22 protein-coding genes and 1 riboswitch are annotated in these 24,550 nt (G+C 72.1%); of the genes, 16 read left to right on the forward strand and 6 right to left on the reverse strand.

What is annotated here, in order from left to right; genetic code table 11:
* Positions 1–240: 240 nt before the first annotated feature.
* The 4 genes from ACIQOU_RS34540 (at position 241) to ACIQOU_RS34555 (ending at position 5,089) form a co-directional block, all read left to right on the forward strand.
* Positions 241–1,623 carry a M16 family metallopeptidase gene (locus tag ACIQOU_RS34540; RefSeq protein ID WP_401543819.1) on the forward strand — a complete coding sequence of 461 codons (1,383 nt, stop codon included), beginning with the start codon at positions 241–243 and terminating at the stop codon, positions 1,621–1,623.
* Positions 1,620–3,008, forward strand: coding sequence for a M16 family metallopeptidase (locus tag ACIQOU_RS34545; RefSeq protein WP_401543822.1), 1,389 nt, complete (start codon positions 1,620–1,622; stop codon positions 3,006–3,008). The genes ACIQOU_RS34540 and ACIQOU_RS34545 overlap by 4 nt, the downstream gene beginning before the upstream one ends.
* Before the next feature lie 242 nt (positions 3,009–3,250).
* Positions 3,251–3,412: riboswitch (cyclic di-AMP (ydaO/yuaA leader) on the forward strand.
* A 12-nt stretch (positions 3,413–3,424) separates the two neighbouring features.
* Entirely contained in the window at positions 3,425–4,207 is a 783-nt protein-coding gene (locus ACIQOU_RS34550) for a M23 family metallopeptidase (protein ID WP_401543825.1), read from the forward strand.
* A 189-nt stretch (positions 4,208–4,396) separates the two neighbouring features.
* The gene (locus ACIQOU_RS34555; RefSeq protein WP_401543828.1) at positions 4,397–5,089 is read left to right on the forward strand and encodes a GntR family transcriptional regulator; all 693 of its coding nucleotides are present in this window, start codon (positions 4,397–4,399) and stop codon (positions 5,087–5,089) included.
* A 252-nt stretch (positions 5,090–5,341) separates the two neighbouring features.
* Here the strand turns inward: ACIQOU_RS34555 and ACIQOU_RS34560 are convergent, their stop codons facing one another.
* Entirely contained in the window at positions 5,342–5,623 is a 282-nt protein-coding gene (locus tag ACIQOU_RS34560; protein ID WP_401543831.1) for an HPr family phosphocarrier protein, read from the reverse strand.
* Between the two features lie 198 nt (positions 5,624–5,821).
* On the opposite strand from ACIQOU_RS34560, the gene ACIQOU_RS34565 reads away from it, so the two are divergent.
* The 4 genes from ACIQOU_RS34565 to ACIQOU_RS34580 all read left to right on the forward strand — a co-directional run bounded on the left by ACIQOU_RS34565 (position 5,822) and on the right by ACIQOU_RS34580 (position 11,270).
* Positions 5,822–8,647, forward strand: a complete 2,826-nt coding sequence (locus tag ACIQOU_RS34565) for a GNAT family N-acetyltransferase (RefSeq protein ID WP_401543834.1) — start codon at positions 5,822–5,824, stop codon at positions 8,645–8,647.
* A 163-nt stretch (positions 8,648–8,810) separates the two neighbouring features.
* The gene (locus ACIQOU_RS34570) at positions 8,811–9,398 is read left to right on the forward strand and encodes a DUF5998 family protein (protein ID WP_401543837.1); all 588 of its coding nucleotides are present in this window, start codon (positions 8,811–8,813) and stop codon (positions 9,396–9,398) included.
* Positions 9,398–10,585, forward strand: a complete 1,188-nt coding sequence (locus tag ACIQOU_RS34575) for an alkaline phosphatase family protein (RefSeq protein WP_401543839.1) — start codon at positions 9,398–9,400, stop codon at positions 10,583–10,585. Before ACIQOU_RS34570 ends, ACIQOU_RS34575 begins: the two co-directional genes overlap by 1 nt.
* Positions 10,586–10,622: 37 nt before the next feature.
* The gene (locus tag ACIQOU_RS34580) at positions 10,623–11,270 is read left to right on the forward strand and encodes a thymidine kinase (RefSeq protein WP_401543841.1); all 648 of its coding nucleotides are present in this window, start codon (positions 10,623–10,625) and stop codon (positions 11,268–11,270) included.
* A gap of 13 nt (positions 11,271–11,283) precedes the next feature.
* On the opposite strand, the gene ACIQOU_RS34585 is transcribed toward ACIQOU_RS34580, so the two are convergent.
* Positions 11,284–12,087, reverse strand: a complete 804-nt coding sequence (locus ACIQOU_RS34585) for a VOC family protein (protein ID WP_401543843.1) — start codon at positions 12,085–12,087, stop codon at positions 11,284–11,286.
* Positions 12,088–12,370: 283 nt separating this feature from the next.
* Here ACIQOU_RS34585 and ACIQOU_RS34590 point away from each other — a divergent pair, with 283 nt between their 5' ends.
* Positions 12,371–13,204, forward strand: a complete 834-nt coding sequence (locus ACIQOU_RS34590) for a sulfurtransferase (protein WP_401543883.1) — start codon at positions 12,371–12,373, stop codon at positions 13,202–13,204.
* Between the two features lie 91 nt (positions 13,205–13,295).
* Here ACIQOU_RS34590 and sepH read toward each other — a convergent pair whose 3' ends face one another.
* The gene (gene sepH, locus ACIQOU_RS34595; RefSeq protein WP_401543845.1) at positions 13,296–14,327 is read right to left on the reverse strand and encodes a septation protein SepH; all 1,032 of its coding nucleotides are present in this window, start codon (positions 14,325–14,327) and stop codon (positions 13,296–13,298) included.
* A 469-nt stretch (positions 14,328–14,796) separates the two neighbouring features.
* Here sepH and ACIQOU_RS34600 point away from each other — a divergent pair, with 469 nt between their 5' ends.
* On the forward strand, positions 14,797–15,570 hold the full coding sequence (locus ACIQOU_RS34600) for a hypothetical protein (protein ID WP_401543847.1): 774 nt from the start codon (positions 14,797–14,799) through the stop codon (positions 15,568–15,570).
* Here the strand turns inward: ACIQOU_RS34600 and ACIQOU_RS34605 are convergent.
* A complete protein-coding gene (locus ACIQOU_RS34605) occupies positions 15,494–16,813 on the reverse strand; it encodes a D-arabinono-1,4-lactone oxidase (protein ID WP_401543849.1) in 1,320 nt (439 codons plus the stop codon). The two genes, ACIQOU_RS34600 and ACIQOU_RS34605, sit on opposite strands and share 77 nt — an antisense overlap.
* Positions 16,773–18,011, reverse strand: a complete 1,239-nt coding sequence (locus tag ACIQOU_RS34610; protein WP_401543852.1) for an MFS transporter — start codon at positions 18,009–18,011, stop codon at positions 16,773–16,775. Before ACIQOU_RS34610 ends, ACIQOU_RS34605 begins: the two co-directional genes overlap by 41 nt.
* A 199-nt stretch (positions 18,012–18,210) precedes the next feature.
* Here ACIQOU_RS34610 and ACIQOU_RS34615 point away from each other — a divergent pair, with 199 nt between their 5' ends.
* Together ACIQOU_RS34615 and ACIQOU_RS34620 are read left to right on the forward strand one after the other, a co-directional pair.
* Positions 18,211–19,338 carry a ferrochelatase gene (locus ACIQOU_RS34615; protein ID WP_401543855.1) on the forward strand — a complete coding sequence of 376 codons (1,128 nt, stop codon included), beginning with the start codon at positions 18,211–18,213 and terminating at the stop codon, positions 19,336–19,338.
* A gap of 8 nt (positions 19,339–19,346) precedes the next feature.
* Positions 19,347–20,162, forward strand: coding sequence for an inositol monophosphatase family protein (locus ACIQOU_RS34620; protein WP_401543858.1), 816 nt, complete (start codon positions 19,347–19,349; stop codon positions 20,160–20,162).
* A gap of 127 nt (positions 20,163–20,289) precedes the next feature.
* Here ACIQOU_RS34620 and ACIQOU_RS34625 read toward each other — a convergent pair whose 3' ends face one another.
* Entirely contained in the window at positions 20,290–20,454 is a 165-nt protein-coding gene (locus tag ACIQOU_RS34625; RefSeq protein ID WP_164784887.1) for a hypothetical protein, read from the reverse strand.
* A 416-nt stretch (positions 20,455–20,870) separates the two neighbouring features.
* Here ACIQOU_RS34625 and ACIQOU_RS34630 point away from each other — a divergent pair, with 416 nt between their 5' ends.
* From ACIQOU_RS34630 to ACIQOU_RS34645, 4 genes are all read left to right on the forward strand, one after another.
* The gene (locus ACIQOU_RS34630) at positions 20,871–21,524 is read left to right on the forward strand and encodes a response regulator transcription factor (protein ID WP_007387794.1); all 654 of its coding nucleotides are present in this window, start codon (positions 20,871–20,873) and stop codon (positions 21,522–21,524) included.
* Positions 21,525–21,530: 6 nt separating this feature from the next.
* Positions 21,531–22,775 carry a sensor histidine kinase gene (locus ACIQOU_RS34635; RefSeq protein ID WP_401543860.1) on the forward strand — a complete coding sequence of 415 codons (1,245 nt, stop codon included), beginning with the start codon at positions 21,531–21,533 and terminating at the stop codon, positions 22,773–22,775.
* Positions 22,776–23,168: 393 nt separating this feature from the next.
* Positions 23,169–23,465 (forward strand): DUF4193 domain-containing protein, encoded by a 297-nt coding sequence (locus ACIQOU_RS34640; RefSeq protein ID WP_005481602.1) that lies wholly within the window; start codon positions 23,169–23,171, stop codon positions 23,463–23,465.
* 13 nt (positions 23,466–23,478) lie between these two features.
* Positions 23,479–24,429, forward strand: coding sequence for a hypothetical protein (locus ACIQOU_RS34645; protein WP_401543863.1), 951 nt, complete (start codon positions 23,479–23,481; stop codon positions 24,427–24,429).
* The last annotated feature ends 121 nt before the right edge of the window (positions 24,430–24,550 follow it).

The raw sequence follows: 24,550 nt of genomic DNA on the forward strand, positions 1-24,550 counted from the left end.
ACGCGAGCATGAACGGGATCTGACACGAACCATTGTGGACCGAGGCACTGACATCGCTGACAACGCCGGTGACGTCAGGCGACGTCCCGACCTCGGCTCGGCTGCCCGCAGGCTACGCGATCCGCTGTGGGCGTACGTCGTCCGGGAACTTCGCCGCCGGTCCGCACGCTTGCATACAGTGGCAGGACCGGTGGGGGAACCGCGGTTCCCGCCGCCGCATCCGCGATCGAAGGGACGTACATGCCGATGGGTCACACGGCCACCAACCAGGCCGGCTCCGGGGGCCTGACAGCGACCGAGCACCGCCTGGCCAACGGTCTGCGCGTGGTGCTCTCCGAGGACCACCTGACCCCGGTCGCGGCGGTGTGCCTCTGGTACGACGTGGGTTCACGCCACGAAGTCAAGGGGCGTACCGGCCTGGCTCACCTCTTCGAGCACCTGATGTTCCAGGGCTCGGGACAGGTCAAGGGCAACGGGCACGCGGAGCTGGTGCAGGGCGCGGGCGGTTCGTTCAACGGGACCACCAGCTTCGAGCGGACCAACTACTTCGAGACCATGCCCGCCCACCAGGTGGAGCTGGCGCTCTGGCTGGAGGCCGACCGCATGGGCTCCCTCCTCGTCGCCCTCGACGAGGAATCCCTTCAGAACCAGCGGGATGTCGTCAAGAACGAGCGCAGGCAGCGCTACGACAACGTCCCCTACGGGACCGCGATCGAGAAGCTCGCCGCCCTCGCCTACCCGGAGGGCCACCCCTTCCACCACATGCCGATCGGCTCGATGGCCGACCTGGACGCGGCGACCCTGGAGGACGCGCGCGCGTTCTTCCGCACCTACTACGCGCCCAACAACGCTGTCCTGTCGATCGTCGGGGACATCGACCCGGAGCAGACGCTCGCCTGGGTGGAGAAGTACTTCGGCTCGATCGCGTCCTACGACGGCAAGCCCGCGCCCCGTGACGGTTCGTTGCCCGACATCATCGGCGACGAACTGCGCGAGGTCGTCGAGGAGGACGTCCCCTCGCGCGCGCTGACGGCCGCCTACCGGATGCCGGCGGACGGTACGCGTGCGTGCGACGCGGCCGACCTGGCGCTCACCGTCCTGTTCGGCGGCGAGTCCTCCCGCGTCTACAACCGCCTGGTGCGCCGCGACCGTACGGCCGTCACCGCGTGGGGCGGGCTGTGGCGCTTCGCCGGGGCGCCCTCGCTGGGCATCCTCGACGTGAAGACGTCGGGCGAGGCGGAGGTCGCCGCCGTCGAGCGGGCCGTCGACGAGGAGCTGGCCCGGTTCGCCGAGGAGGGGCCGACGGCCGAGGAGATGGAGCGCGCCCAGGCGCAGTTGGAGCGCGAGTGGCTGGACCGGCTCGGTACCGTCCACGGCCGCGCCGACGAACTGTGCAAGTACGCCGTCCTGTTCGGCGACCCGCAGCTCGCCCTCACCGCCGTCGGACGCGTCCTGGACGTGACGGCCGAGGAGGTCCAGGAGGTCGCCAAGGCGCGCCTGCATCCGCGCAACCGCGCGGTCCTGGTCTACGAGCCCACTGCCGACACCGACACCGACACCGACACCGAAGCCGACGCGCCGGAAGCCGCGGCCACCGACGAGACCGAGGAGGCGGCCCGGTGACCGAGCTCGCCACGATGGACTTCCACCCCCAGCCGCAGGGCGGCGAGCCCAAGGTCTGGGCCTTCCCGGCACCCGAGCGGGCCACCCTCGACAACGGCCTGACGATCCTGCGCTGCCACCGCCCGGGCCAGCAGGTCGTCGCCGTCGAAGTGGGCCTGGACGCGCCCCTGGACGCCGAGCCGACCGGCCTCGAAGGCGTCGCCACGATCATGGCGCGGGCCTTCTCCGAGGGCACCGACAAGCACTCCGCCGAGGAGTTCGCGGCCGAACTGGAGCGCTGCGGCGCCACCTTGGACGCGCACGCCGACCACCCCGGTGTCCGCATCGCCCTGGAGGTGCCGGCGTCCCGCCTGGAGCGGGCCCTCGGACTGCTCGCCGACGCGCTCAGGGCGCCCGCGTTCGCCGACAGCGAGATCGAACGGCTGGTCGACAACCGGCTCGACGAGATCCCGCACGAGACGGCCAACCCGTCCCGCCGGGCCGCCAAGGAACTCTCCAAGGAGCTGTTCCCGCAGACCTCGCGCATGTCCCGGCCCCGCCAGGGCACCGAGGAGTCGGTGCGCGCCATCGACTCGGCGGCCGTCCGCGCCTTCTACGAGAGCAACGTCCGCCCCGCGACGGCCACCGCGGTCGTCGTCGGCGACCTCACCGGCATCGACCTCGACACCCTGCTCGGCGACACCCTGGGCGCCTGGACGGGCGCCCCCGCCGAGGCCCGGAAGATGCCCCCGGTGACCGCCGACGACCGGGGACGCGTCGTCATCGTCGACCGCCCCGGAGCCGTCCAGACACAGCTGCTGATCGGCCGCGTCGGCGCCGACCGGCACGACCGGGTGTGGCCGGCCCAGGTGGTCGGCACCTACTGCCTCGGCGGCACCCTCACCTCCCGCCTGGACCGCGTCCTGCGCGAGGAGAAGGGCTACACCTACGGCGTGCGGGCGTTCACCCAGGTGCTGCGCTCGGCGCCGGACGGCACCGGGATCGCGATGCTCGGCATCAGCGGCTCCGTCGACACGCCGAACACCGGACCGGCCCTCGACGACCTCTGGAAGGTGGTCCGCGGAGTCGCGCAGGAGGGGCTGACGGACGCCGAGCGGGACGCCGCCGTGCAGTTCCTGGTCGGCGTGGCGCCGCTCAAGTACGAGACCGCCGCGGCCGTCGCGGGCACCCTGGCCGACCAGGTCGAGCAGCATCTGCCGGACGATCACCAGGCCACGCTGTACCGGCAGTTGGCCGCCACCGGCACCGTGGAGGCCACCGCGGCCGTCGTCAGCGCCTTCCCGGTGGACCGTCTGGTCACGATCCTCGTCGGGGACGCCGCCGCCATCAAGGAGCCCGTCGAGGCCCTCGGCATCGGCGACGTCACCGTCGTCGCCGCGGAGTAGCCGGGCACCCGCGCGCGGGAACGACGTTGAGGAGTCGTCAGGACAGGCCCCGGTGACGGAGACGTCGCCGGGGCCTTCCGGTGTCCCCGACATGGCCGCGGAGTGTCCGAATTGAGGGAGAGGCTGCCCGTCTGCCCTGTGGGATGCGCTACAAAAACAGTGATCCGTTTGAGGATCGAACGGCGGCCCGCTTAGCGTCTCCCCGGCTGTCCGTCAGGCACCGCGCCGCATCCCGCGGCACCGGGCAGTCATCGCCGAGTCCCCCCACGGCGCGAGCCAGGGGAGCCGGGGACCCACGCAGTCCCTGGGGTGAATCGGACGCCCGCGCTGGTCGAGGGGGTCCGTAGGAGACCTTCCTGCTCCGAACCCGTCAGCTAACCCGGTAGGCGAGAGGGAAGGAAAGGACCAGCCACCACATGGCGTTCAACTGCGCCACCGGGAAGCACCGCCGGCCCACCCGCACGCAGCGCACCACCGCCCGCGCGGCCGGCATCGCGGCCCTCGCCACCACCGGCGTCGTCGGCACCCTGGCCGCCCCGGCGCTCGCCGCCGAGAACGTCGGCTTCACCGAGAACGCCGTCGAGCAGACCGGTCTCACCCCCGTCGTCACCCTCGGGGACCGGGTCGCCGACAGGATCGACGCCCAGGCCGCCGCGCAGAAGCAGGCCGCCGAACAGGCCGCCCGCAAGGAGGCCGCCCAGGAGGCCGCGCGCAAGAAGGCCGAGGCGAAGGCCAAGGCCGAGCACGAGGCCAAGGAGCGTGCCGCCCGCGACGCCGAGCGCGCCCGCCTCAACGCCTTCGTGCTGCCGATCAGCGGTTCCTACGTCTCCACCGGCTACCAGGCCGGCAGCTCCCTGTGGTCCTCCGGCAGCCACACCGGCGTCGACTTCCACGCCGCGAGCGGTACCTCCGTGCACGCGGTCGGCTCCGGCACCGTCGTCGAGACCGGCTGGGGCGGCGCCTACGGCAACCAGATCGTCATCAAGATGAACGACGGCACGTACACCCAGTACGGCCACCTGTCGTCCATCGGCGTCTCCGCGGGCCAGACGGTCACCCCGGGCCAGCAGATCGGCCTCTCCGGCGCCACCGGCAACGTCACGGGCCCGCACCTCCACTTCGAGGCCAGGACCAGCCCCGAGTACGGCTCCGACATCGACCCGGTCGCCTACCTCCGCGCCCACGGTGTGAGCGTCTGACGGCACCCCAGCGCCTCGTGTGAAACCCCGGTTCCCTGTGAGCCGGGGTTTTCCTCGTTTCCCACGCCCCGCTGTCCAAAAAATATCCATGGATTCCGGTCCGCCATCGGAAATTCTCGCTCATTGCCATAGAGTCAATGAACACGCGTCAATCGGCGACGTTTCACGGGGATTAATGCGGAGGCTGTCATGCGTATTCCGGCGCATTCGGTGTGCACGGCGATCCGGGACGACATCGTCGCCGGTGCCTACGAGCGCGGCAGCCGGCTCACCGAAGAACTCCTCGCCCGCCGCTACGGCGTCTCCCGCGTCCCCGTGCGCGAGGCGCTGCGCACCCTGGAGGCGGAGGGCTTCGTCGTAACCCGTCGGCACGCGGGCGCGTGCGTGGCCGAACCGACCGAGCAGGAGGCCGCCGACCTGCTGGAGATGCGCCTGCTCCTGGAGCCGCTCGGCGCCTCCCGGGCCGCCCAGCGGCGCACCGAGGCCCACCTCAAGGTGTTGCGCGGCCTGGTCAGGCTGGGTCAGGAGCGCGCCAGGAGGGGCAACAGCGAGGATCTGCGCTCACTGGGCGGCTGGTTCCACGAGACCCTCGCCCAGGCCGCCGGCAGCCCCGCCCTGACCTCGATGCTCACCCAGCTGCGCCACAAGATCGCCTGGATGTACGCGGTGGACGCGCCGCTCAGCCCCGCCGAGTCCTGGGCCGAGCACGGCGCGATCGTGGACGCGGTGACCCGCGGTGACGCCGAGCGCGCGCGGGCGATCACCGCCCTGCACACCGAGCGCTCGACCGCGGGCCACCGGCTGCGTTTCGGCGGCCCCGACCGCGCCGATCGTGTGAGGAACTCGCAACCTCCCGTAAACATGTCGGGCCTGCGTCATTAACACGGGCGCCGTATACAAAGAAGTGCAATTCGGTGGACGTTCCTTTCCGCTGCCTGAATTCACGCGCGTCGGCAATTGTGGCGACGCGCCCCACGTATGCCCGCGATCGGTGATTCCGGATCGCGGCGACGGCGAATTCCACGCACGCTGTCCGATTCCCGCACGCTGTCCGATGCACGCCCGCCGCCCGGGAACGGCGAAGCCGCGCCGCCCGGAAAGGGCGACGCGGCTCCGGCGTGGTGCGCGAGGCGCTCAGACCGTCTCGGGCAGCTCCTCCAGGCCCTCGGCGACCAGCTTGGCCAGCCGGTCCAGCGCGGCGTCCGCGCCCTCGGCGTCGGAGGCCAGGACGACTTCCTCGCCCCCCTGGGCGCCCAGACCCAGGACGGCCAGCATGGAGGCCGCGTTGACGGGGTTGCCGTCGGCCTTGGCGATCGTCATCGGGACACCGGCGGCCGTGGCGGCCCGGACGAAGATGGAGGCGGGACGGGCGTGGAGGCCCTCGGCCCAGCCGACGTTGACGCGGCGCTCAGCCATGTGATGCTGCCCTTCAGTTTCTCAGGGTTGTCTAGACCAGTTTCCCACACGTGAAGAAGCCCGGAACGGACCCGTGTCCGCCCCGGAACCGGTCGTCGGGCCGCGGCCTCGGCCCGCCGTCCGGTGCTCCCGTCCTCGCGCGTTCTCCACAGACTCTGCCTCGCGCCGTTGTCAGACGCGAGCCGTACTCTGGGGCCCATGCAGACCGCGTCGGACCGGCACGAGTACCCCGCTCACTGGGAGGCCGACGTGGTGCTGCGCGACGGTGGTACCGCGCGCATCCGGCCGATCACCGTCGATGACGCCGATCGCCTGGTCAGCTTCTACGAGCAGGTCTCGGACGAGTCGAAGTACTACCGCTTCTTCGCGCCCTACCCTCGCCTGTCCGCCAAGGACGTCCACCGCTTCACGCACCACGACTTCGTGGACCGGGTGGGACTCGCGGCCACCATCGGCGGCGAGTTCATCGCCACCGTACGCTACGACCGCATCGACGCCGACGGCATGGCCGCCTCCGGGCCCTCCGACGAGGCCGAGGTCGCCTTCCTGGTCCAGGACGCCCACCAGGGACGCGGCGTCGCCTCCGCCCTCCTGGAGCACATCGCCGCCGTCGCCCGGGAGCGCGGCATCCGGCGCTTCGCCGCCGAGGTGCTGCCCGCCAACAACAAGATGATCAAGGTGTTCACGGACGCCGGCTACACCCAGAGGCGCAGCTTCGAGGACGGCGTCGTCCGCCTGGAGTTCGGCCTCGAACCCACCGACCGCTCCCTCGCCGTCCAGCACGCGCGCGAGCAGCGCGCCGAGGCCCGCTCCGTGCGCCGGCTGCTGGTCCCCGGCTCGGTCGCCGTCATCGGCGCCGGACGCGTCCCCGGCGGAGTGGGCCGGGGCATCCTGCACCACATCAAGGACGCCGGTTACACCGGCCGCCTCTACGCCGTGAACAGCGGCTTCCCCGACGACACGGCCGCCCTCGACGGCGTCCCCGCCCACCGCTCCGTACGGGACATCGACGCGCCCGTGGACGTCGCCGTCGTCGCCGTACCCGCCGAGCGCGTCCTCGACGTCGTCACCGAGTGCGGCGAACACGGCGTCCAGGGCCTGGTCGTGGTCTCCGCCGGGTACGCCGAGAGCGGCACCGACGGCCGCGCGCGCCAACGCGAGCTGGTGCGCCGCGCCCGCACGTACGGCATGCGCGTCGTCGGCCCGAACGCCTTCGGGATCATCAACACCGCCCCCGGGGTCCGCCTCAACGCCTCCCTCGCCCCCGAGCTGCCCCGCCCCGGCCGGATCGGCCTGTTCGCCCAGTCCGGCGCCATCGGCATCGCGCTGCTGTCCCGGCTGCACCGGCGCGGCGGCGGCGTCACCGGCGTGACCGGCGTCTCCACGTTCGTGTCCTCCGGCAACCGCGCGGACGTCTCCGGCAACGACGTCCTCCAGTACTGGTACGACGACCCCGACACCGACGTCGTCCTCATGTACCTGGAGTCGATCGGCAACCCCCGCAAGTTCACCCGCCTCGCCCGCCGCACCGCCGCCGCCAAGCCCCTGGTCGTCGTGCAGAGCGCCGGCTCCACCCCGCAGGGCCACGCCGTCCGCGCCACCCGGCTCCCGCACGCCACGGTGACCGAACTGCTCAGGCAGGCCGGGGTGATCCGCGTCGACACCATCACCGAGCTGGTCGACACCGGCCTCCTCCTCGCCCGCCAGCCCCTCCCGTCCGGCCCCCGGGTCGCGATCTTCGGCAACTCCGAATCGCTCGGCCTGCTCACCTACGACGCCTGCCTCTCCGAGGGGCTGCGCCCCGCCCGCCCCCTCGACCTGACGACCGCCGCCACCGCAGCCGACTTCCACGCGTCCCTGCTCGGCGCCCTCGGCGACGACTCCTGCGACGCCGTGATCGTCACCGCGATCCCCGCGATCGGCGAGGCCCCGGTGGCCGACGCCGAGCTGGCCGCGGCCCTCAGATCGGCCGCCGAACAGGCTCCAGGCAAGCCCGTCCTGGTCGTCCACGTCGAGCTGGGCGGCCTCGCCGCGGCCCTCTCCGCCGCCACCGGCACCGCGCCGCGCGCCGACCCGACGGCCACCGGCACCCGCCGCCTGCGCCCCTCCCAGCAGCTCCCGCCACCGGCCCCCGAACCGGCGCCCGCCACCGAGACCGCCCCGCGGCTCATCCCCGCCTACCCCGCGGCCGAGCGCGCCGTCCGGGCGCTGGCCGAAGCCGTGAAGTACGCCCAGTGGCGACGCGAGAGCGCCGAACCCGGCCGGGTCCCCGAGTTCGAGGACATCGACGAGAAGGGCGCCGCCCGACAGATAGCAGGCCTGCTCACGCGCGGCCAACGCTTCACCCTCGGTACCGAGGAGACCCGCGAACTGCTCGGCCGGTACGGCATCACCGTCCGCACCGCCACGCCCGCCCGCACCCCGGACGACGCCGCCCGCGCCGCCGAAAGCCTCGGCTACCCGGTCGCCCTGAAGGCCACCGCGCCGCATCTGCGCCACCGCGCGGATCTCGGCGGCGTCCGGCTCGACCTCGCCGACGAGGAGCAACTACGGCGGGCGTACGCCGAGTTGTGCGAGCTGTTCGGGACGCCCCGGGAACTGCGCCCGGTCGTGCAGGCGATGGCGCCACGCGGCGTGGACACCGTCGTGCGGGCCGTCATCGACCCGGCCGCCGGAGCCGTGCTCTCCTTCGGGCTCGCCGGAGCCGCATCCCAGCTCCTCGGCGACACCGCCCACCGCCTGGTGCCGGTCACCGACCGGGAGGCGTTCTCCCTGGTCCGCGCGATCCGCACGGCCCCTCTCCTGTTCGGCTGGCGCGGCTCGACCCCCGTCGACACGCCCGCCCTGGAGGAGCTGCTCCTGCGGGTCTCCCGCCTCGTCGACGACCACCCCGAGGTCGTCGCCGTCACCCTGGAACCCGTCGTCGTCGCCCCGCGCGGCCTCACCGTCCTCGGCGCCTCCCTGCGCCTGTCGCCCCCGCCCGCCCGCGACGACCTCGGCCCCCGCACCCTCCCGGTGTACTGAGGGACACCCGGCGACCGGGCTCGAACGCCCGCCCAGGACAGCCGTGTTCGAGCCGGACCGGGACCCCGGGACCCGACCGCGCCGCCGCGTCCGGCGCTCCCCGCGCAGCCCGTCGCCCCCGACTTGGCAGGGCCGCCCCCGCCCACGGATTAGGATGGGACACATGGCCAAGACCAGTACGACGACCCAGGGGCTGCGTGCGGCGATCGAGCGCAGCGGCTACTACCCGGCCCTCGTGGCCGAGGCGGTGGAGGCCGCCGTGGGCGGCGAGCCCATCCGGTCGTACCTGGTCCACCAGGAGACGACGTTCGACCAGAACGAGGTGCGCAGGCACGTCACCGTGCTCGTCCTCACCGGCAACCGCTTCATCGTCAGCCACACCGACGAGCAGGCCGCCGACAGCACCTCCCCGACGCCCTACGCCACCACGTCCACCGAGTCCGTGAAGATCGACCGCATCTCCTCGGTGGTCCTCAGCCGCGTGGTCGCCAACCCCGAGCAGTACGCGCCCGGCACCCTGCCCCGCGAGGTCGTGCTCACCATCGGCTGGGGCGCCGTCTCCCGGATCGACCTCGAACCGGCCGCCTGCGGCGACCCCAACTGCGACGCCGACCACGGCTACACCGGCAGCTCCACCGCCGACGACCTCAGCCTGCGGGTCAGCGAGGCGGGCGACGGCCCGGAGACGGTCCGCCAGGCCCTCGCCTTCGCGCAGTCGCTCTCCGAGGCGACCGCGGACGTCACCCGCTGATGGCCCAGCCCGCCTGGGACGACCCGCAGCCTCTCGCCCCCGACTCCGCCCCGCTGCCCCAGTACGGCAGCGGCTCCCTCGCCGACCTGCTCCCCACCCTCGCCACCGGCATGGGCGTGCCGGGACTGCCCGCCGGCATCGAGGAGCTGACCCCCGTCGACCGCGCCTGCGTCTTCCTGATCGACGGCCTCGGCTGGGAGCAGCTGAGGGCGCACCCCCTCGAAGCCCCGTTCATGAACGGGCTCCTGGCGAGTTCCCGAGGCGGCACCGGACGCCCGATCACGGCCGGCTACCCGGCGACGACGGCGACCTCGCTGGCCTCCGTCGGCACCGGACTCCCGCCCGGCGCGCACGGCCTGCCCGGCTACACCGTCCGCGACCCCGACACCGGCGCGCTGATGAATCAGCTGCGCTGGCAGCCCTGGACGGCACCGCACGTCTGGCAGCCCTACCCCACCGTCTTCCAACTCGCCCAGGACGCGGGCGTGCACGCCGCCCAGGTCTCCGCGCCGACCTTCCAGAACACCCCGCTCACCAAGGTCGCCCTCAGCGGCGGAACGTTTCGCGGCAAGCTCACCGGCGAGGACCGCATGGACCTCGCCGCCGAGGAACTCGCCGCCGGGGACCGGTCGTTGGTCTACACGTACTACGCCGAACTGGACGGCGCCGGCCACCGCTTCGGCGTCGCCTCCGACACCTGGCGCGGCCAACTCATGTACGTCGACCGCCTCGTCCAGCGCCTCGCCGAGCAACTCCCGCCGCGCAGCGCCCTGTACGTCACCGCCGACCACGGCATGCTCGACATCCCCTTCGACGACGACCACCGCATCGACTTCGACGCCGACTGGGAACTGCGCGCCGGGGTCGCCCTGTTGGGCGGCGAGGGCCGCGCCCGGCACGTCTACGCGGTGCCCGGCGCCCAGAACGACGTGCTGACCTGCTGGCGCGAGGTGCTCGGGGAACAGTTCTGGGTGGCCTCCCGCGACGAGGCGATCGAGGCGGGCTGGTTCGGCCCACGCGTCGACGAGCGCGTGTACGGGCGCCTCGGCGACGTCGTCGCGGCAGCCCGGGACGACGTGCTGATCGTCGCCTCCGAACGCGAGCCGAAGGAGTCCGCGATGGTCGGCAACCACGGCTCGATGACCCCCGCCGAGCAGCTCGTCCCGCTGCTCGAAGTACGCTCCTGACCGATCCCCGCCCCTGCCGAAAGGTGCTCACTCCGCCATGCCCGAGCTGGTGTTCTTCTCCGGAACGATGGACTGCGGGAAGTCGACGCTGGCTCTCCAGATGGAGCACAACCGCTCCGCGCGCGGCCTGACCGGCATGATCCTCACCCGCGACGACCGGGCGGGCGAGGGCAAGCTCTCCTCCCGCCTCGGCCTGGTCACCGACGCCGTGGAGGTCCGCGACGACCAGGACCTGTACGCCCATCTCGTCGACCACCTCTCGCGGGGCGGCCGGGCCGACTATGTGATCGCCGACGAGGCGCAGTTCCTCGCCCCCGGCCAGATCGACCAGCTCGCGCGCGTGGTCGACGACCTCGGCCTCGACGTCTACGCCTTCGGCATCACCACCGACTTCCGCACCAAGCTGTTCCCTGGCTCCCAGCGCCTGGTGGAGCTGGCGGACCGGGTCGAGGTGCTCCAGGTCGAGGCGCTGTGCTGGTGCGGCGCCCGCGCCACCCACAACGCCCGTACGGTGGGCGGTCAGATGGTCGTCGAGGGTGCCCAGGTGGTCGTCGGCGACGTCAACCAGGCCGAGGCCGTCGGCTACGAGGTGCTGTGCCGCCGCCACCACCGACGCCGGATGACGGCGGCGGCGTCCCGCGCGGCCGCCCTCTCCCCGGACGTCCTGCCCGTGTCGTCGGCCTGACCGGGGCCCCGGCTCAGCGCGGACGCTCGATCAGCGAGAACCGGGCACCCTCGGGATCGGCCACCACCGCCACCCGCCCGTGGGCGGAGTCGTGGGCCGGGGTGAGGATCTGCCCGCCCAGCTCCCGCACGCGCGCGAGGGAGCCGTCGACGTCGGCCGACTCGAAGTACGTCAGCCAGTGCGGCCCCCGCTCCCGGGGCAGCGCGGCGCCCACCCCGTGCAGCCCGGCCACCGGCCGCCCCGCCACCCGCAGGGTCACGTAGTCGAAGTCGGGGGAGACCACCGCGTCCTGCGTATAGCCGAACACCGTCTGGTAAAACTTGACTACGCTCCCCGTCTCAAAGGTCACCAGCTCGTTCCACGCGGGCGTGCCCGGCACCCCGGTCAGGCTCGTGCCGGGATGGCGCGCCGCCTGCCAGATCCCGAAGACCGCGCCCGAGGGGTCCGAGCCGATCGCGAGCCGCCCCGCCTCCGCCGCGTCCAACGGCCCCACCCCGATGGTCCCGCCGCACCCCCGCACCGCGTCGGCGGTCCGGTCGACGTCGTCCGAGGCGAGATACGGCGTCCAGGCGATCGGCAGATGCCGGTCCGGCGGCAACTGACCGATTCCGGCCACCTCGTGACCGTCGAGCAGCGCCCGCACATACGGGCCGAGCTGCTGCGGCCCCGGCCGGAACTCCCAGCCGAACAGCGCCCCGTAGAACTCCTGGGTCGCGGCGACCCCGTGGACCATCAGACTCACCCAGGAAGGCGTGCCGGGCGGACGCCCCGCGTGCCGCTCGCCGTTCGGGCCGGACGGTCGCCGTGCCTCGGTCATGTCACTCTCTCCCCGGCCCCTCGCGGTGGCCGTGTCGCTGCCGCTGTACGCGTCCCCGTGCCGATGCTCGCACCCCCGGCACCACCACGCGCCCCGGGCACGCCGCGCTCATCACCGGCGCCGGCAGAATGACCGGACCGCGATGTTCCGCCCGTTTCAAGGGGATTGCAAGGAGATGTCGACCACCGGAACGGAACGTCGCGACGCCGTGCGCCGGTCCGTCGGCGGGGAGAGTAGCCGGATGCCGACGGTGCGGCCACCCCTGTGCGCGAGGATGGCGGACATGAACGCCATCATCTCCGCCACCGAACTCGCGGCCCTGCTCGCCGGACCCAACCCGCCGGTCCTGCTCGACGTCCGCTGGCAGCTCGGCGCCGCCGAGGGGGCCGGCCGTGCCGAGTACGCCGCCGGGCATCTGCCGGGCGCCGTCTACGTCGACCTGGACACGGAACTGGCCGACGCCCCCGGCGCCGACGGCCGCCATCCGCTGCCGGACCTCGACGTGTTCGGCGCCGCGATGCGCCGGGCGGGCGTCGCGGTGCGCCGGCCGGTCGTCGTCTACGACGGCGGCCAGGGCTGGGCGGCGGCCCGCGCGTGGTGGCTGCTGCGCTGGTCGGGCCACCCCGATGTGCGGGTCCTGGACGGCGGGTTGCCGGCCTGGGCGGGCGAACGGCAGACGGCAGCGCCGACCCCGGCCGAGGGCGATTTCCAGCCGGTCGCGGGCGCCGACGGACTGCTCGACGCCGACGAGGCGGCGGCGCTGGCCCGCTCCGGGGTGCTCTTCGACGCGCGCGCGGGGGAGCGGTACCGGGGTGACGTCGAGCCGATCGACCGGGTCGGCGGGCACATCCCGGGCGCGGTGTCGGCGCCCACCGTGGAGACCGTCGACCCGGACGGGCGGTTCAGGCCGGCCCGGGAACTCGCCGACCACTTCACGGCGTTGGGCGCGGCGCACGGCACGCGGGTCGGCGTGTACTGCGGCTCCGGTGTCTCCGGCGCGCACGAGGTGCTCGCGCTGGCGGTCGCGGGGATTCCGGCCGCCCTGTACGTCGGCTCCTGGTCGCAGTGGTCGGCGGACCCCGAGCGCCCGGTCGCGGTCGGCCCCGACCCGCAGTGAACGGCAGAGGGCCCGCGCCGTTCCCGGACGCGGGCCCTCACCACCGTTCGTACACGGCCGGGTCGGCGGTGCCGGTCGGGGTGGCCGAAAATTACTCCTGCTGTTTCTTGCGGCGGGTGCCGAAGACGATCTCGTCCCAGCTCGGGACCGCCGCGCGGCGGCCGGGACGGACGCCGTCGGCCTCGGCCTGCCGGTCGGTCGAGCCGATCAGCCGGTCGCGGTGACTGCCGACCGAACGGGGCATCAGCACATCCGCGTAGGCGGACCCGGCCGACGCGGCGGGCGCCGGCGGCTCCTCCGAACCGGGCTCCTCCTCGGGCTCCTCGGCCGGCGGATCGAGCGGGCGCTCGGGCACCACGAGGTCGCCGCGGAAGCTCGGTACCGCTTCCAACAGGCTGGTCAGGGAGTCCCGTTCGCTCACGCTCTCCTCGTCGGAGAGGTCCGACGGGGCGGGCGGCAGCATCGGCCGGTCGCGGTCCAGCGGCCGGTCCCGGGGCAGCCGCGCGATGCGGGGCACGAACGGGAAGCTGGGCTCGGGCGCGGCGAGGTCGTCGGACTCGCCGATCAGCGAGCGCGCCTCCTCGTCCACGGCCTGCACCAGCCGCCGGGGCGGGTCGTAGGTCCAGCTCGCGGAGTGGTGCTCGCCCGCGACCTGGTAGGCCAGCATGACCTCCCAGGTGCCGTCGTCGCGGCGCCAGGAGTCCCACAGCGCGGTGTCCTTGTCGGCGCCGCGCAGCACCAGACGTTCCTGCACGGCCTCGCCGAGCTGGGGTCCGGCCGCGCTCTCGCCGGGGCGGCGCACGGGTGTCTTACGGGCTCGTTCGGCCATGAACGCGCGCTCCGCGAGGACGGGGCCCTCGAAGCGCCGGACCCGTTCGACGGGGATTCCGGCGTGATGGGCCACCTCTTCGGCGGTGGCACCGGCGCGTATACGGGCCTGGATGTCACGGGGACGGAGGTGGCTCTCCACCTCGATCTCGATCTGGCCGAGGCGTGGCCGGTCGCCACGGACCGCCGCGCGCAGCCGCTCATCGATCGGGAGGGTGTACTCCGTTGAATCGGCAGCCTTGAGCACCAGCCGTGTGCCGTCATTGGAGACGGCCACGACACGCAGTTCGGGCATGGGGACCTCCCGGGTGGTGCCTGCCGACGTCACGTGCGTCGCTGCTTCCGCTAGTCGAGTGTGGCCTGCCCGGGTGCAGCCTGCCACAACCTTGCCGAGTTGCCCGGCGTGTCGGGCACGGGCCCTGGAACGCCGTTATGGCACGGTTATCTATTCGCAACGCTAAGTGACAAAACCGTCACCCTGTGCAACTAGCCCCCTCCCGGCGGTCCAACTGGGCCCCGTACGCCCTGGCGGGAGACTTGACCCAGGGCTCGCAACAGTACTCCATTTGGGCCACGTGCGTGGATTGGCGCGCCCTCAACTTCTTGTGAGGAGGGGGACTTGAGCGCTCCCCCTTGGGGTCCAAGGGTCTTGAACGTGGCGTACTTCACGGAATCACCAGAAACGGAACTATTGGTTTCGGCCGTACGTCCCCTTCTCGTGCAGTTGGTTCATCAGCGACGTTAAAGGCAGGCAAGGTCCCGGAATGCGTGAAAGGCCCGAAAAAGGTGAGGAGTCGGCGAAGGGGACCGGCGGGAAACTGGACTTGAGCCTGCCCCAGGTGGCGGGCAGCGCGATGGCCGCGGTGATCGCCGCCAAACTCGCCTCGTACTTCGGGGTCTACGGCACGATCCTCGGGGCCGGCCTGGTCAGCGTCGTCGCCACCTGTGGCGGCAGCGTCTTCCAGCACTTCTTCCGGCGCACCGGCGAGCAGATCCGCGAGGTCGGCGTCGCGGGCCGCCCCCCGGGGCCGCAGGAGCAGCCGACCGGCGAGTTCGGCGCGGGCACCGTCTACCGCGCGCGGCACCGGAGTTGGCGCCGCCCTGTCGTCGCCTCGGCCCTGGTGTTCGGCGTGACGATGGCCGGCATCACCACCTACGAACTGGTCGCGGGCAACAGCTTCAGCGGCCACGGCGCGACGACGGTGAGCGACGCGTTGACCGGCAAGGGCACCTCGCCCTCCACCCCGACCCCGGACGGCACCGGCGCCGACAGCACACCCGCCGCCACCGACCCCGCCTCCCCGACGCCGGCCCCCACCGACACCGCGACCGGCACCCACGGCTCCGCCACCCCCGGCGACGACGGCAGTTCGGGCGACGCGACGCCGACCCCCTCGCCGAGCGCCTCCGACGGGGGCGGCGACGGCGGTGCGAGCCCGACGCCCACGCCGAGCACGTCGGCTACGAGCCCAGAACCCTCCGCAAGTAGTCGTTCTGGAACCGCCGGTCAGGATCGAGCCGATCCCGCAACGCCGTGAACTCACCGAAGCGCGGATAGACCTCGGCGAAGTACGACGCGTCCCGGGTGTGCACCTTGCCCCAGTGCGGCCGCCCCTCGTGCGCGGTGAAGATGCGCTCGGCGGCGGTGAAGTAGGCCTGGTAGGGCGTGCCCCGGAACATGTGGACGGCGACGTAGGCGCTGTCCCGGCCCGACGCGGTGGACAGCGTGATGTCGTCGGCGGGCGCGGTACGCACCTCGACCGGGAAGCTCACCCGCAGCCCCGACCGCTCGACCAGGGCGCGCAGTTCCCGCAGCACCCCGGTGACGGCCGCGCGCGGAACGGCGTACTCCATCTCCACGAAACGCACCCGGCGCGGCGAGGTGAACACCTTGTAGGGGAGGTCGGTGTAGGTGCGCGCGGACAGCGCCCTGCTCGACACGCGCGCGATGGCCGGCACGGCGGCGGGCAGGGACCGGCCGATCCACTGGACGCCCTGGAAGACGCCGTTGGAGAGGAACTCGTCCTCGAACCAGCCCCGCGCCCTGGGCACCGGCCGCGCGGGACCGGCGCTGCGGTTGTTGCGCTTGGTGGTGGTGCTGCTGGTGTGCGGGAACCAGTAGAACTCGAAGTGTTCGTTCTCGGCCCACAGCGCGTCGAAGTCGGCGAGGACCCGGTCGAGGGGCATCGGCTCCTCGCGGGCGGTGAGCAGGAAGACCGGCTCGACGGCGAACGTGATCGCGGTGACGATGCCCAGCGCGCCCAGGCCGATCCGGGCGGCGGCGAAGACGTCCGGGTTCTCCTCGGCCGAGCAGGTGAGCACCGAGCCGTCGGCCGTGACCAGCTCAAGTCCCCTGATCTGGGCGGCGATCGAGGCCGATTCACGGCCGGTGCCATGGGTGCCGGTGCTGGTGGCACCGGAGACGGTCTGCTCCATGATGTCGCCCATGTTGGTGAGCGACAGCCCCTCACGCGCCAGGGCCAGGTTGAGTCTCTTGAGCGGGGTACCGGCCTCGACCGTGACAGTCATGGCATCGCGGTCAATATTGCGTATGCCGGTCAACAGTTGAGGGCGTATCAAGACACCGCTGGTGGCCGCTATCGACGTGAACGAGTGCCCGGTACCGACCGCCTTCACGGTGAGCCCGTCCTCACCGGCCCCGCGCACGGCCGCCGCCAACTCGGCCACGGAGGCCGGGGTCACCTCCCGCGCGGGACGTGCGGAGACGTTTCCGCCCCAGTTACGCCACGTGCCGTTCCTCGCGCTCGCTGTGCTGCCCAACGGTGCCTCCCCGACCCGGCGCCGGCCTGCTGAGCCGGCGGTACCCGAGGAAACCGACCGCGACCGCGACGGCACCGGCCGCCGCCGGAACCCCGTACCCGGCCCGTGCCCCGGCCGCGTCGATGACCCAGCCGGCCACGGAGGAGCCGACCGCTACCCCGGCCGTGAGGCCGGTGCTCACCCAGGTCATGCCCTCGGTCAACTGCGCGCGCGGTACGTGCTCTTCGATGAGGGACATCGTCGTGATCATCGTGGGAGCGATGGACAGACCCGCGACGAAGAGCGCCACGGCCAGAAACGGCAGGTTCCCGACCAGTAGGAGGGGGATCATACTCACGGCCGTCGCACATATGCCCAGGAACCAGCGGAGGCCCGGCGCCCCCGTGAAGCGCAACAGCCCGAACACGGCGCCCGCCACACAGGAGCCCGCCGCGTACAGGGCCAACACCACGCTCGCGGCGGCCTTGTGGCCGCGTTCGTCGGCGAACGCCACGGTGACCACGTCCACCGCCCCGAAGATCGTGCCGGTCGCCACGAAGGTGGCCACCAGGACCCGCAGCCCGGCGGAGCGCAGCGCGCTGCCACCGCCCCGGTCGGTACGCGGATGGGGCGGCGGCTCGGTGGCGCGCTGGGAGGTCAGCCAGAAGACACCGGCCGCAAGGAAGCACGCCGCGAGCAGTGGCCCGGCCTCCGGGAACCAGGCGGTCGACAGACCGATGGAGATGATCGGTCCGAAGATGAAGCAGATCTCGTCGATCACGGACTCGAAGGAGTACGCGGTGTGCAGCCGCGGGGTGCCCCGGTAGATCGCCGCCCAGCGCGCGCGGGTCATCGAACCGACGCTCGGCACCGAGCCGATACCGGCCGCGCACACGAACAGCACCCAGTCCGGCCCCTCGAAGTACACCGCGCACAGCAGCCCGGCCGCCGCCGTGAGCGCCACCAGGGTCGCCGGGCGCAACACCCTGGCCTGCCCGTGCCGGTCCACCAGACGCGATATCCGCGGCCCCAGAACGGCGGCCGAGAGCGCGATGGTGGCCGACAGCGCGCCGGCGAGCCCGTACCGCCCGGTGACCTGCGAGACCATCGTGACCACGCCGATGCCCATCATCGACAGCGGCATCCGGCCGAGGAACCCCGCGGCGGAGAAGCGCTTGGAGCCGGGGGCGGCGAACAGGGCGCGGTAGGGGCTGGGCACGGGGTCTCCGGAAGGTACGGCCACGCGCGCGTACGGGGCGGCTCGGACGCGGTGTGGACGAGGGCGGCTCGGTAAGGTGCCACATTGGCCGTTACAGCTTACGAGTGAGGCAACCCTAATGCACCGGGGTTTTGGCCCCGCCGCCGACCCGCCCCCCGCCGTTGCCGGGCTGTCAGAGGCGGGTGGCAGGATTCGGGGCATGCCAGACGTGCGCGATGCCACCCCCTACGACGCCCTGCTCCTGCTCTCCTTCGGCGGCCCCGAAGGCCCGGACGACGTGGTCCCGTTCCTGGAGAACGTGACGCGCGGGCGGGGCATCCCCAAGGAACGCCTCAAGGAAGTGGGCCAGCACTACTTCCTGTTCGGCGGGGTCAGCCCGATCAACGACCAGAACCGCGCCCTGTGGGACGCCCTCCGCAAGGACTTCGCGGAACACGGCCTCGACCTGCCGATCTACTGGGGCAACCGCAACTGGGCGCCGTACCTCACCGACACCCTGCGCGAGATGGTCGCCGACGGCCGCCGCCGCATCCTGGTCCTCGCCACCAGCGCCTACGCCTCCTACTCGGGCTGCCGCCAGTACCGCGAGAACCTCGCCGACTCGCTCGCCGCCCTGGAGGCCGAGGGGCTGGAACTGCCGAGGGTCGACAAGCTGCGGCACTACTTCAACCACGAGGGCTTCCTTGAGCCCATGATCGAGGGCGTCCTCAATTCCCTGGCCGACCTGCCCGAAGAGGTCCGTGACGGCGCCCACCTCGCCTTCACGACCCACTCCATCCCGACCGCGGCCGCTGACGTCTCCGGGCCGGTCGAGGAGCACGGGGACGGCGGCGCCTACGTCAGGGAGCACCTGGACGTGGCCGGCCTGATCGCCGACGCCGTCCACGCGCGGACCGGCGTCGCGCACCCCTGGCAGCTCGTCTACCAGTCCCGCTCCGGCGCCCCGCACATCCCGTGGCTGGAGCCCGACATCTGCGACCACCTGGAGGAGCGTCAGGCGGCCGGCGCCCCCGCCGTCGTCATGGCCCCGATCGGCTTCGTCTCCGACCACATGGAGGTTCTCTACGACCTCGACACGGAGGCCAAGGCCCGCGCCGAGGAGCTGGGTTTGCCGGTGCGCCGCTCGGCCACCGTCGGCGCCGACCCGCGCTTCGCCGCCGCCGTCCGCGACCTGGTCCTGGAGCGCGCCGCCGTGGAGCGCGGCCAGGAGGTCACCCCCTGCGCCCTGGGCAGCCTCGGCGCGAGCCACAACCTCTGCCCGATCGGCTGCTGCCCCTCCCGAGCCCCCCGCCCCGCCGCCGCGGGCGCCGACAGCCCGTACGCGTGAGGAGCCCCGTGACCGACCCCCTCCACTCCGACCTGCTGGCCCTCGCCCAGGAGGCCGCCCTGCGCGCGGGCATCCTGCTGCGCGACGGCCGCCCGGCCGACCTGGCCGTCGCGGCGACGAAGTCGAGCCCCATCGACGTCGTCACCGAGATGGACCTCGCGGCGGAGAAACTGATCACCACCCTGATCACCGAACGCCGCCCCGACGACGGCCTCCTCGGCGAGGAAGGCGCGTCCACCGAGGGCACCAGCGGCGTCCGCTGGGTGGTCGACCCCCTCGACGGCACCGTCAACTACCTCTACGGACTGCCCACATGGTCGGTCTCCATCGCCGCCGAGCAGGACGGCGAGACCGTCGTCGGCGTCGTCACGGCCCCGATGCGCGGCGAGACCTACCACGCGGTCCTCGGCTCCGGGGCGTGGGCCACGGGCGCGTGGGACGGCGAACGCCGCCTCACCTGCCGTCCGTCGCCGCCCCTGGAGCAGGCCCTGGTCTCGACGGGCTTCAACTACGTCACCGAGGTCCGCACCCACCAGGCCGAGGTGGCCCAGCGCCTCATCCCGCTGCTGCGCGACATCCGGCGCGGCGGCTCGGCCGCGATCGACCTCTGCGACGTGGCCGCGGGACGCCTGGACGGCTACTACGAACGCGGTCTGCATCCCTGGGACCTGGCGGCGGGCGACCTCATCGCCAGGGAGGCGGGCGCCAGGACCGGTGGACGCCCCGGAGAGCGCCCCGGCCACGCCCTGACCATCGCCGCCACCCCGGGCGTCTTCGAGCCCCTCCAGCAGCACCTGGAGACCCTGGGCGCCTGGCACGACTGAGCACCCCGAGGACACAGGAAGGCCTCCGGTGCTGGATTCACCGGAGGCCTTCCGCCCTGCGACACGTCGTCCTGCGCCGAACGGCTCCGCCCGCACCCACGAGCCGGTGCGGTGACGCCGGTCGACGCTAAGCGCTGACCTCCACACCGTGTTCGGCGGCGAGCCGGCGCAGGTCGTCCAGCTCGCCCTGCTCCACCTCGACGAGGAAGTCGTCGCCCTCGTCACGAGCCCGCGTCAGATCGGTCTCGGTCGCCCTTATGCGCTGCAAAAGTCCTGCGGTGAAAGCGTCCATGCTGCGCCCCCTCGTCCTGGGTCGTGGGTCTGTGGCACGGGGGTGTGCCGTTGGGAAGGGGCGATCACGTCTGCCTGCGGATGCCCGACGCGACCGCGCCGGGCGGCGACGGAGCCGGACACCCACGCCCACTCTGCGGAAAGCGGACCGCGCCGTGCCGCATGGTGGTGCGGCACTAGCAGAGCGTGATCGCGGGGTATGAACGGTCCTCCCCGCCCTCCCGTCCACGGAAACCTCGACCCGGCGAGAAAATCTCTTCTTCCCGGGCCTCACACCCGTTCTTCATGCTCTGTACCCCGCCTTACCGCCGACTTACGGCCGAAAAGGGCAGGATGGAGCCCCACACCCAGGAAACACCCCTGCCCGAGGGGCGCCCGACGGCGCCGCGCGGGTGGGCATCAGGAAGGACAACGGACGTGCGCGTACTCGTCGTCGAGGACGAGCAACTGCTCGCCGATGCGGTGGCCACCGGACTGCGCCGGGAGGCCATGGCCGTCGACGTCGTGTACGACGGAGCGGCGGCCCTGGAACGCATCGGGGTCAACGACTACGACGTGGTCGTCCTCGACCGGGACCTCCCGCTCGTCCACGGCGACGACGTGTGCCGCCGGATCGTCGAACTGGGCATGCCCACGCGCGTGCTGATGCTGACCGCCTCCGGGGACGTCAGCGACCGCGTCGAGGGCCTGGAGATCGGCGCCGACGACTACCTGCCCAAGCCCTTCGCCTTCAGCGAACTGATCGCCCGCGTGCGGGCCCTCGGCCGGCGCACCAGCGTGCCGCTGCCGCCCGTCCTGGAGCGCGCCGGGATCAAGCTCGACCCCAACCGCCGCGAGGTCTTCCGGGACGGCAAGGAGGTGCAGCTCGCGCCGAAGGAGTTCGCCGTCCTGGAGGTCCTGATGCGCTCCGAGGGCGCGGTGGTCTCCGCCGAACAGCTCCTGGAGAAGGCCTGGGACGAGAACACGGACCCGTTCACCAACGTCGTGCGCGTGACCGTGATGACCCTGCGCCGCAAGCTGGGCGAGCCGCCCGTCATCGTCACGGTGCCCGGCTCCGGCTACCGGATCTGACCCGCGATGGCAGCGACCCCCGCGCTCCCGACCGCGCCGCCGAAGCCCACCTGGGACCCGAAGAAGCCCGAGCCACCGTTCCCATGGCTGCGCCCGACCATCCGCATACGGCTGACGCTGCTGTACGGCGGCATGTTCCTGATCGCCGGCATCCTGCTGCTGTCGATCATCTACCTGCTGGCGGCCGAGGCGATCAACACCGGCAACCAGCCGCTGTTCAAGATCGCCAGCGGCACCGCGATCAAGGTCACCAGCGACGACTGCCCGGCGATCAACGCCAACATGCCGCTGTCCGACTTCAACGACGTGATCAGCGCGTGCGTCGACCAGCAGCGCCAGGTCGCCCTCGACCACCTGCTCAGCCGTTCCCTGCTGGCCCTGCTGGGCCTCGCGGTGATCGCCTTCGCGTTCGGGTACGCGATGGCCGGCCGGGTGCTCTCGCCGCTCGGCCGGATCACCCGCACCGCCCGCGCGGTGGCCGGCTCGGACCTGTCCCGGCGGATCGAGCTGGACGGCCCGGACGACGAGCTGAAGGAGCTGGCCGACACCTTCGACGACATGCTGGAGCGGCTCCAGCGGGCCTTCACGGCGCAGCAGCGCTTCGTCGGCAACGCCTCGCACGAGCTGCGCACGCCGCTCGCGATCAACCGCACGCTCCTTGAGGTGCACCTCTCGGACCCGAACGCGCCCGTGGAGCTACAGCAGTTGGGCAAGACCCTGCTGGCCACCAACGAACGCAGCGAGCAGCTCGTCGAGGGCCTGCTGCTGCTCGCCCGCAGCGACAACCAGATCGTCGAGCGCAAACCCGTCGACCTCGCGGAGGTCGCCGAGCAGGCGGTCGACCAGGTGCACGCGGAGGCGGAGGCCAAGGGAGTGCTGATCCGCGGCGAGCAGAAACCCGCCGTGGTCCAGGGCAACGGTGTGCTGCTGGAGCGGATCGCGCTGAACCTCGTACAGAACGCGGTGCGCTACAACGTCCCGCAGGACGGCTGGGTCGAGGTCACCACCGAGGTCCAGCACGGGCAGGCGGTCCTGGTCGTCTCGAACACGGGTCCGGTGGTACCGGCGTACGAGGTCGACAACATCTTCGAGCCTTTCCGGCGGCTGCGCACCGAGCGCACCGGCAGCGACAAGGGCGTCGGCCTGGGACTCTCCATCGTGCGGTCCGTGGCACGTGCACACGGAGGGCATATTTCGGCCCAGCCGCGTGAGGGAGGTGGGCTCGTGATGCGGGTTTCCCTGCCTATCTGAGATCATGGCCGCCGACACATGGAGATGTTCGCTTTGAGCGGAATTTTCTGATCACTGAGAAATCAGTTCCATGTGTGATCGATCACAAGGGCGGAATTCTGGCCATCTACTCTCCGTGATCATGTGCCCGTCGGAAAGCCTGGATAATACGGGTTTTCGAGGGTCCTGATCACGGGAAGTACACGGTGAGACGCCTTTGAAGTGCGGCATTGGGACCGTGTACGGTCCCGTTCGCCATCCAAGCCGATCACTCCCTAGGGGTCCGGTTGGGTGTCGATTGAGTAACAGACCTTGATGTGAGGCAAAATCTCCGCCTCGGGTCGGGCACAAGTCCGGCCTCTCACGCGTTACGTGCGCTGGAGACACCGCAGACACCCAGAGGGGGAGAGCGACATGGCAACGGATTACGACACCCCACGCAAGACCGACGACGACGTCGACTCAGACAGCCTTGAAGAGCTCAAGGCCCGTCGGAACGACAAGTCCACGTCGGCCGTCGACGTCGACGAGTTCGAGGCCGCAGAAGGCCTGGAGCTGCCCGGCGCGGACCTCTCGAACGAAGAGTTGGCCGTCCGGGTCCTGCCCAAGCAGCAGGACGAGTTCACCTGCATGAGCTGCTTCCTCGTGCACCACCGCAGCCAGCTGGCCCGAGAGAAGAACGGTCAGCCGATCTGCCGCGACTGCGACTGAGGGCGGGTCGGCCGTGACTGGCTCGACCCCTCCCCGGAAGCGCCGCTTCCCCCTATGGGGAGCGGACCAGGGGCCGTCCGACGGCTCCCTAGGCGCGCGTGACGACGAGCGGGGCTCATCCACCGGATCGGCCTCGCTCGAACCGACGGCGGGCGGGGCTGACCTCCCGGCACCGTCCTCACAGGCACCCGTGCCCGCCGCCGGAACGGAGGCAGTACCCGCCGCACCGGACTCCCGAGCCCGAGGACGGGCCGCGGTTCTGCGTGACAAGGCCAAGGAAGGCGTCCGCAGGAGCGGCAGCCGGGCCAGAGCGGGGCTCGGCTACCTCGCCGACCGGATCATCGACAACGCCCCGCGCATCCCCGTACGCGACCTCGCGACGCTCCGCGCACAGTTCCCCGGCCTCGGGCCCGAGGAGCTGGCCGACAAGCTCGTCGTGGGCGCCTCCAGCGCCACGGCCACCGTAGGAGCGGGCATCGGGGCCGCCGCCATGATGCCGGTACCCCCGGCCATGCCGACCGAGCTGGCCGCCGAGATCACCGGCGTCGCCGCGATCGAACTGAAACTGATCGCCGAGCTGTACGAGGTCTACGGGCTGCGCCCGCCGGGCACCCTGAAGCAGCGCACCACCACCTACCTGAACTCCTGGTCCGGAGAGCGCGGAATCCAGGTGACCAAGCCGTCGACGGTGAAGTCGGCGATGAACGGTCACATGAAGCAGCAGCTGCGCCAGCAGATCATGAAGCGCATGGTGCGCGACCTGCCGAACCTGATGCCGTTCCTGGTCGGAGCCGCCGTCGGCGCGGTCATGAACCGCCGCGACACCAGAAAGCTCGCCGCCCGCGTCCGCACCGACCTGCGCACACACCAGGTGGCCTGGGACGCCCTGCCGGAGCTGCCGCCCCTGGAGCGCCCCGCGGACCCGCTGGAGCCCGGCGACCTCCCCAAGGAACTGGGGCACTGACCGCCGTTGGCCAGGCGCTGACCAGGCCCTAGATGAGTGAGTCCGATGTGTGTGCTGGTAGCGACCATGGCGAAGGGCGCCCGTTGGTCAGTGTGTGAAGACAGACCTGGACGCCCTTCTG

It is taken from the genome of Streptomyces sp. NPDC091279 (assembly GCF_044757465.1).
Classification (GTDB): Bacteria; Actinomycetota; Actinomycetes; order Streptomycetales; family Streptomycetaceae; genus Streptomyces.

What these genes read in the sequence shown, in the direction of transcription:
- ACIQOU_RS34590 (WP_401543883.1), top strand. Translation starts at nt 12,371, where the DNA reads ATGAACGCCATCATCTCCGCCACCGAACTCGCGGCCCTGCTCGCCGGA.
- ACIQOU_RS34600 (WP_401543847.1), top strand. Translation starts at nt 14,797, where the DNA reads ATGCGTGAAAGGCCCGAAAAAGGTGAGGAGTCGGCGAAGGGGACCGGC.
- ACIQOU_RS34555 (WP_401543828.1), top strand. Translation starts at nt 4,397, where the DNA reads ATGCGTATTCCGGCGCATTCGGTGTGCACGGCGATCCGGGACGACATC.
- ACIQOU_RS34580 (WP_401543841.1), top strand. Translation starts at nt 10,623, where the DNA reads ATGCCCGAGCTGGTGTTCTTCTCCGGAACGATGGACTGCGGGAAGTCG.
- ACIQOU_RS34585 (WP_401543843.1), bottom strand. Translation starts at nt 12,087, where the DNA reads ATGACCGAGGCACGGCGACCGTCCGGCCCGAACGGCGAGCGGCACGCG.
- ACIQOU_RS34565 (WP_401543834.1), top strand. Translation starts at nt 5,822, where the DNA reads ATGCAGACCGCGTCGGACCGGCACGAGTACCCCGCTCACTGGGAGGCC.
- ACIQOU_RS34540 (WP_401543819.1), top strand. Translation starts at nt 241, where the DNA reads ATGCCGATGGGTCACACGGCCACCAACCAGGCCGGCTCCGGGGGCCTG.
- ACIQOU_RS34640 (WP_005481602.1), top strand. Translation starts at nt 23,169, where the DNA reads ATGGCAACGGATTACGACACCCCACGCAAGACCGACGACGACGTCGAC.
- sepH (WP_401543845.1), bottom strand. Translation starts at nt 14,327, where the DNA reads ATGCCCGAACTGCGTGTCGTGGCCGTCTCCAATGACGGCACACGGCTG.
- ACIQOU_RS34570 (WP_401543837.1), top strand. Translation starts at nt 8,811, where the DNA reads ATGGCCAAGACCAGTACGACGACCCAGGGGCTGCGTGCGGCGATCGAG.
- ACIQOU_RS34625 (WP_164784887.1), bottom strand. Translation starts at nt 20,454, where the DNA reads ATGGACGCTTTCACCGCAGGACTTTTGCAGCGCATAAGGGCGACCGAG.
- ACIQOU_RS34615 (WP_401543855.1), top strand. Translation starts at nt 18,211, where the DNA reads ATGCCAGACGTGCGCGATGCCACCCCCTACGACGCCCTGCTCCTGCTC.
- ACIQOU_RS34560 (WP_401543831.1), bottom strand. Translation starts at nt 5,623, where the DNA reads ATGGCTGAGCGCCGCGTCAACGTCGGCTGGGCCGAGGGCCTCCACGCC.
- ACIQOU_RS34550 (WP_401543825.1), top strand. Translation starts at nt 3,425, where the DNA reads ATGGCGTTCAACTGCGCCACCGGGAAGCACCGCCGGCCCACCCGCACG.
- ACIQOU_RS34635 (WP_401543860.1), top strand. Translation starts at nt 21,531, where the DNA reads ATGGCAGCGACCCCCGCGCTCCCGACCGCGCCGCCGAAGCCCACCTGG.
- ACIQOU_RS34575 (WP_401543839.1), top strand. Translation starts at nt 9,398, where the DNA reads ATGGCCCAGCCCGCCTGGGACGACCCGCAGCCTCTCGCCCCCGACTCC.